This is a genomic window from Nonomuraea sp. NPDC001699, from assembly GCF_053596455.1.
This window is the reverse complement of the sequence record NZ_JBSFGF010000021.1, coordinates 160,301-166,714: the sequence shown is the minus strand read 5'-3', so window position 1 is coordinate 166,714 and position 6,414 is coordinate 160,301. Positions and strand designations below refer to the sequence as shown.

The 6,414-nt window shown below is 68.6% G+C and carries 4 protein-coding genes and 2 rRNA genes; 2 read left to right on the top strand and 4 right to left on the bottom strand.

The window, feature by feature from the left end; all coding sequences use genetic code 11:
* Both ACWCSU_RS41200 and rrf read left to right on the top strand, forming a co-directional pair.
* A 23S ribosomal RNA gene (locus tag ACWCSU_RS41200) occupies positions 1–97 on the top strand; the annotation flags it as partial.
* 141 nt (positions 98–238) lie between these two features.
* Positions 239–355 (top strand): 5S ribosomal RNA (gene rrf, locus ACWCSU_RS41195).
* Positions 356–1,290: 935 nt separating this feature from the next.
* Here the strand turns inward: rrf and ACWCSU_RS41190 are convergent.
* The 4 genes from ACWCSU_RS41190 to pstB form a co-directional block, all read right to left on the bottom strand.
* Positions 1,291–2,565: an outer membrane protein assembly factor BamB family protein gene (locus ACWCSU_RS41190; protein ID WP_449942083.1), complete on the bottom strand. Its 1,275-nt coding sequence runs from the start codon at positions 2,563–2,565 to the stop codon at positions 1,291–1,293.
* A 473-nt stretch (positions 2,566–3,038) separates the two neighbouring features.
* Entirely contained in the window at positions 3,039–4,388 is a 1,350-nt protein-coding gene (locus ACWCSU_RS41185) for a hypothetical protein (protein WP_397038018.1), read from the bottom strand.
* 512 nt (positions 4,389–4,900) lie between these two features.
* Positions 4,901–5,626, bottom strand: coding sequence for a response regulator transcription factor (locus tag ACWCSU_RS41180; RefSeq protein ID WP_449942082.1), 726 nt, complete (start codon positions 5,624–5,626; stop codon positions 4,901–4,903).
* Entirely contained in the window at positions 5,626–6,402 is a 777-nt protein-coding gene (gene pstB, locus ACWCSU_RS41175) for a phosphate ABC transporter ATP-binding protein PstB (RefSeq protein ID WP_397038015.1), read from the bottom strand. Before pstB ends, ACWCSU_RS41180 begins: the two co-directional genes overlap by 1 nt.
* Between the last annotated feature and the right edge of the window lie 12 nt (positions 6,403–6,414).

Here is a 6,414-nt window from a genome sequence, read left to right as displayed (position 1 = left end):
GTAAGGCTCCCGGTAGACGACCGGGTTGATAGGCCGGAGGTGGAAGCACGGTAACGTGTGGAGCTGACCGGTACTAATAGGCCGAGGACTTGACCACAAAGCATATTGCTTTGGTGCGTGCTGCGCTCTGTTACTCTTCGCCGGGTCCGGAGCTGCGCCACACCAAGGAAATTCTTGCCCGCGTCCACTATGCAATTCTGAAACAGCAAGCGGCTTTCGCTTGACAGTTTCATAGAGTTACGGCGGTTATGGCGGGAAGGAAACACCCGGTTACATTCCGAACCCGGAAGTTAAGCTTCTCTGCGCCGATGGTACTGCACTCGGGAGGGTGTGGGAGAGTAGGTCACCGCCGGACAATCTTTTGAAAGGGCTCCGACTTAGGTCGGGGCCCTTTCTGCATTTCTGGAGCATTCTCCACGCGCCTGGTTCTCTTCGAGGGCATATGGGCGTGGTGGTGTGGCTGGCCGCGCTCCGGGATGTCGCGGCTGGTGCTGAGCTCGGGCTGGCGTGAGGTGTGGGCCGGCAGGGTGGGCACTCGCGAGGGTGCGGGCCGGTGCTGGGTGGGCCGGGGCTTCGGGTGCGTGATGGGGCGAGGCCGTGCGATGGGGACTGCGGGATGCGCCGGGTGAAACAGCTGGCGAGCGCGGTTGCGGGTGCCCTGGCGGGCGGCAGGTGTAGGGCAATGGGCGTGGCGGCGGGTGCTGCGCGCCGGGCCGTCGGCATTTGAGAGGCGACGGCTGCGCGGCGCCGAGCGGACCGGGCGGGTGCTGTCGGAGCGGTAGGCCATTGAGAGCGGCGTCACCGGCTCGTTAGAGGCGGGCAGCGAACGGTCCGGTTGACGGGGGCAGACAGCCGACGGTCGCCTCCCACTGAAACCGACACCCCCCACACACGCCCAGGGAACCAGCCCACACCCTCAGTTCCCCCACTCTCTTGCCCCAGATCCCAGGGACACCTCCCCGGGGGCTCCGCCCAACCACACCCAGGCGCCTCTACCCTCCAGTAGCGCCCCTCACGAGCATCACAACCGCGCCCTCCATGAGAAGGCGAACCCCACCCTGCGTCCCCCCCGACCAGAGACCTTCACACAGCAGCGCCCCGCCCCCGCCACCGGCCCGTTTCGAAGCCTCCAGAACCCGGGCCTGTCCGAAGCCCTGCGCCTGACAACGTGGCTCTTCCACCACCTGCTCTCGGCAGAGAGGATCGGTAGGGCGGCGGGGAGCCTGTGGGGTTGCTGGATATGGGAGAAGGGCCTCACGCGGGATGCGTGGGGCCCTTCTGCGTTGGAGGTCAGTCGGACTTTGTGTTGACGTAGGTGACGGCGTACTTGGTGGCTACGGAGGTCCAGGGGACGATGATCACTGCGCCGTTGCGTTCGAAGACGTGGGCCTTTTCGGCTTCCGTGCCGTACTTCTGGGGGAGGGTGGCCAGTTCGGTCACCTTGCCGGTGGCGGCGTCCAGGCGGATGAGGCGGGGGGCCAGGTCGCGGCGGTCGCCCGTTTCCACGGCCAGCAGGCCCTTATCGTCGGCGCGGATGTAGGTGAGGATCGTGTCGTGGGTGCCGGAGGATTCCCACAGTTGCTTGCCGGTCTTCAGGTCGTAGGCCAGGGCCTTGTTGCGGGAGCGCATGCTCTGCGGGACGTTCTCCGGGAACGAGGCCAGGTAGAGGCGGTCGCCGTGGATGGTGTAGCGGCGTTGTTCGTACAGGCCGCTGACGAAGGCCACGGTGTTCATGGCGAGCATGTCCACCTCGGCGGTCTTGATCTCGGTCACCTTGGTGGCGGTGTCGGAGTAGACGGTGAAGCTGTTCTGGCCGCCGGACTCGTTGCGGATGATGGCGGGGGAGGCCGACAGGAGGCTGCTCATCAGGCCGAGCTGGCCGAGGGGGGCCTGCTTGGTGATCTTGCCGGTTCCCGGGTCGATGTACTGGAGGCGGGTGCCGCCTCTGAAGGTGCAGTCGAGGATCACGGCGACCCGGGTGGGGGCGGTGTTGATGTCCTTGATATGGCAGCCGTCGTCGCGGGAGGTGGTGGCGCTCCACGCCTTGCGGCCGTCGGAGAGGCGGTAGGCGGTGACCGAGTCGTTCAGCTCGGTGACGGCCACGCCGTCGGCGCTCATGATGCGGGGGACGTTGATGGAGTTCGCGAGGGTGGACTTCTCGGCCGGAATCTTGATCTTCCAGGTGAGTTTGCCCGTGGTGGTGTCGATGCCGGCCAGATGGTCGCACGAGGTGTTGCTTCCGTACGCGATGGCGGCCTTGCCCTGTGACAGGTCCGGGGTGGCGCCGCAGAGCTGGGCGCCCGGTGAGGGGATGCCCCAGGCGCGTTTACCGGAGGTGAGGTCGTAGGCCAGGACGCCGTCCTTCTGGGCGCGGATGACGACCTTGTCGGTCAGCCAGCTGCCGAAGGCCAGGGCGGTGGTGAAGTCCCAGCTTCCGGCGTTGGGGAGGGGGACGTCCCATTCGCCTGCGCTGTCCCCGCCGCCGAACGCGGTGATGCCCCCGCTGGTGGTTCCCGTGGTGGCGACGAACCAGGCGGTGCCCGTGCTGACGGAGAGGAGGACCACGGCCGCGCCGGTGGCGAGCAGGGCGGTCTTCCACTTGGGGCGGGGGCTGTGCTGGGGGTGCGTGGGCGCGGGGTAGCCGCCGTTCGCGGGAGGCTGCGGGGGTTGTCCGTATGGCGAGGGAGCGCCGGGCGAGGGGGAGTTCGGTGGGTATGCGGCTGGGTTGCCCGTCGGTGGCGGGTAGGGAGCCGCGCCCGTCGGGGGCTGGGGATAGCCCGTCGGGGGTTGAGGGTAGGAAGGCGCCCCGGTGGGGGCGTAGGAGGTCGGGCCCGCGGTCGGTTGTGGGTGGCCCGCGGGTGGGTAGGCGGTCGGGGGCGTCCCTTGTGGGGGATATGCGGCGGGGCTCTGGGGCCACGGCTGGGAGGGCGGGGGGTAGGAGCCGGGAGTGGACGCCGGCTGGCCGTACGGGTTGGGGGGTTGGTGGCCGTACGGGCCGGGTGGGGTGTTGGAGTGGTCGGTCATGGTTGGTTCCCCGTTCAGGCCAGCTGCCCGCGGACGTACGACGTCCACTGCCGTTCGAAGTCCGCCTTGCTCACGCCCAGCACCTTGAACAGTGCCGTCTCGCCCTCGTCGCCCTTGGCCCGGTAGGACGCGACCACGGCGGTGGTCAGCTTCTGCTCGCCGTACTTCTGGGCGATGTAGCGCATGGCGAGGTGTCCCATCAGATAGTGCACGTTCGTCATGCCGTTGGAGTCCCAGGACGGATTGTCAGGGAGATGGCCGGAGAAGGGCGTGCTGAGGCGCCCGGCCACGTACGCGCGGCCTTCCTGGACGCGGATGTTCTGGTTGAGCGGCCGGCCGCGGTTGGCGGCGTACTCGGCGAAGCCCTCGATGACCCAGTTCGGCTTGCCGAAGAGGGAGAAGTCGGCGCTGTCCAGGCCGGCCAGGAGGGAGTGGGCCAGCTCGTGCGTGCTGATCTCCAGGATGCCCCCGGAGGACCGGAAGAAGCTTGAGGTGGTGTCCATGACGACCCGCGTGCCGCCGACCTTCACGTCGTCGCCCAGCGAGTTCCAGGCGAGCATGGGGATGGACACGCCCGCTTCGTGCGCCTTCTCCTTGCGGAACAGGTTGCCGAGCTGGTTCTGTCCCTCCACCAGCGCGACCACGAATCCGGCCGGTACGGGCGCGGACGGGTCGCCGTTGCGCTTCCAGAAGTCCAGGTTCTTCTTCGCCGCGCCGGCGACCACCGGGGCGACGCGCCTGGCCATGGCCGCGTCCTGGGGACGGGCCAGGACGACGCTGGCCCCCGCGCGGACCACGGCGATGTCCGGCCAGATGTCCCACGGGCCCGGGTAGTACACGGACTTGGAGCCTTCGCTCACCATCGGCGGCGGCGCGCCGTCCACCTTGGTGACGACCAGCGGCGCGTCCTTGGACGCCTTCTCCAGCGTCCAGCGGTACCACTCCGAGACCGGCCGCAGGTCGATGCCGGCGAACCGGTGGACGAACGCGACGTCCTGCGTGAACTTCAGGGCCCGCCCGAAGCTGTCCTCGGCGCGGCCCTCGCGGCGCATCACCTTGTACGACGCCTCGCTGAGCGGCACCTTGCGCAGGTTCGTGAACACCTTGCGCTGGTCGCGGATGAGCGCCGCGTTGCCCTTGTCGAAGATGGAGGTGAACGCGTCGGCGTTGCCGCTGCTCAGCGCCTTGCCGTGCTCGTAGACCAGCTTGTTGATCTCCTGGTCGGTGACGACCACGGCGTTCGGGTCGCTCTTGCCCGACGCCTCCTGCCGCAGCGGGTCCTGGACGCCGCCTATGCGCCCCCGCAGGACGAAGCCGACCCCGGCGCCCACGGCGATCGCCGCCACGAGCGAGACGATGCCCATGGTGACCCAGAAGCCGGTCCTGCGCCTGGGAGGAGGAAGAGGAGTGGGAGGTGGTGGTGGCGGCTGCATGCCCGGCCACTGTTGCTGCTGTTGCCCCTGATACTGCGGATAAGTCGGCCCCGTTGTCACTTTTGCCCCGAGAGTGCTGGGAAACCCCGAAAGAGGGGAATCGTACCAGTGGTCACATCGCCAGTCTGGGGGGTGGTCGGGGTCTTCGCGACATGTGGAGTAGGTGAAGATGATTTCCAGCCACTCCTGGCGTTCTGTCGTCATTCTTCGTGATAATTCACGGCGTGATCGCGGGCGGGGCGAGAACGTTTGGCGACCGGCTGATCACCGCCGGCACGGCCAAGGTCCAGATCCTGATGGCGGCGCGGCGGGATTCACCGAGGCCGGCGGGAGGCGCAGTGGATGACCACGTTCGCCTGATGAAGGCGCTGGTGTCCGGGGCCGCGGGCACGACTACGCGGTCGCCGTCCACGCCGAGGTGGGGGGCGGCGTCGCCGAACGGATCAGGCGCGGCTTCCGGAGCTGCCCGGCGTGACCAGCCGGTAGCCGACGCCGCGTACGGTCTGGATGAGCCGGTCGTCGTTGTCGCCCAGGCGCGCCCGCAGGCGTTTGACGTGCACCGCGATGGTGTTCGTCGAGGTGGTCGCGGCGGCGTGCCACACGTGCCGCATGATCTGCTCACGGGTGACCGTGCGGTCGGCGTTGCGCATCAGGTACTGCAGCAGCTCGAACTCGCGCAGCGGCAGGTGCACCGCGCGGCCGTCGACGCGTACCTGGTACGCCTGGACGTCCAGCTCGACGGCGCCGATGGCCAGCACCTTGCGGGACTCGGGGGAGGCCGCCTGGATGAAGGGCAGCAGTTCCGGCACCCGGTACGGCCGGGCGACGCAGGCCGCCGCCCCCGCCGCGAGCGCGCGTACGGCCTGCTCGGCGTTGCCCTCGCCGACGCCGAGCAGGACCGGTACGGCTCGCGCGAGCCGTACCGCGCGGACGAACTCCACCGCGTCGATGACCGGGAGCGTGGCCGACACGAGCACCACGTCCGGCTGCAGCGCCCCGGCCTGCAGCAGCCCTTGGGCGCCGTCCGGCGCGCCGGTGACGGCCACGCCCTCGCGTTCCAGCGCCGTGGCCAGGTCTTCGACGACGCTTTCGTCGGGGTCGGCGATGAGCAGTACGGGCTTGGTCCGCGTGTCCCCGTTCATCGTGGATGCCGCCTGCTGTGGGGTCATCAGCCGAAGCGTCCCGTGATGTAGTCCTCTGTCGCCTTCTCCGAGGGGTTGGTGAACATGCGGGAGGTCTCGTCCATCTCGATGACCTTGCCGGGCTTGCCCTGGGCGGCCAGGTTGAAGAACGCGGTCCGGTCGCTGACGCGGGCGGCCTGCTGCATGTTGTGGGTCACGATCACGATCGTGAACTCTTCCTTGAGCTGGGCCATCAGGTCCTCGATGGCCAGCGTCGAGATCGGGTCGAGCGCCGAGCACGGCTCGTCCATGAGCAGGACCTGCGGCTTGACCGCGATGGCGCGGGCGATGCACAGGCGCTGCTGCTGACCGCCGGACAGGCCGGCGCCGGGCTTGTTCAGCCGGTCCTTGACCTCGTTCCAGAGGTTGGCGCCCTTCAGCGAATCCTCCACGATGCCGTCGAGGGTGGACTTGCCGACCCGGCCGTTGAGGCGGAGCCCGGCGGCCACGTTCTCGTAGATCGACATCGTGGGGAACGGGTTGGGGCGCTGGAAGACCATGCCGACCATCCGGCGGACCGAGACGGGCTCGACGGTGGGGGCGTACAGGTCCTCGCCGTCGAGCAGGACCTTGCCCTCGACGCGGGCGCCGGGGATCACCTCGTGCATGCGGTTGAGCGTGCGCAGGAACGTCGACTTGCCGCATCCGGACGGGCCGATGAACGCGGTGATCGAGCGCGGCTCGATGGTCATCGACACGTCTTCGATCGCCTTGTGCGACCCGTAGTACGCGTCGAGGCCCGAGACCTGGATCTGCTTGGACATTGTGGCGGTTAC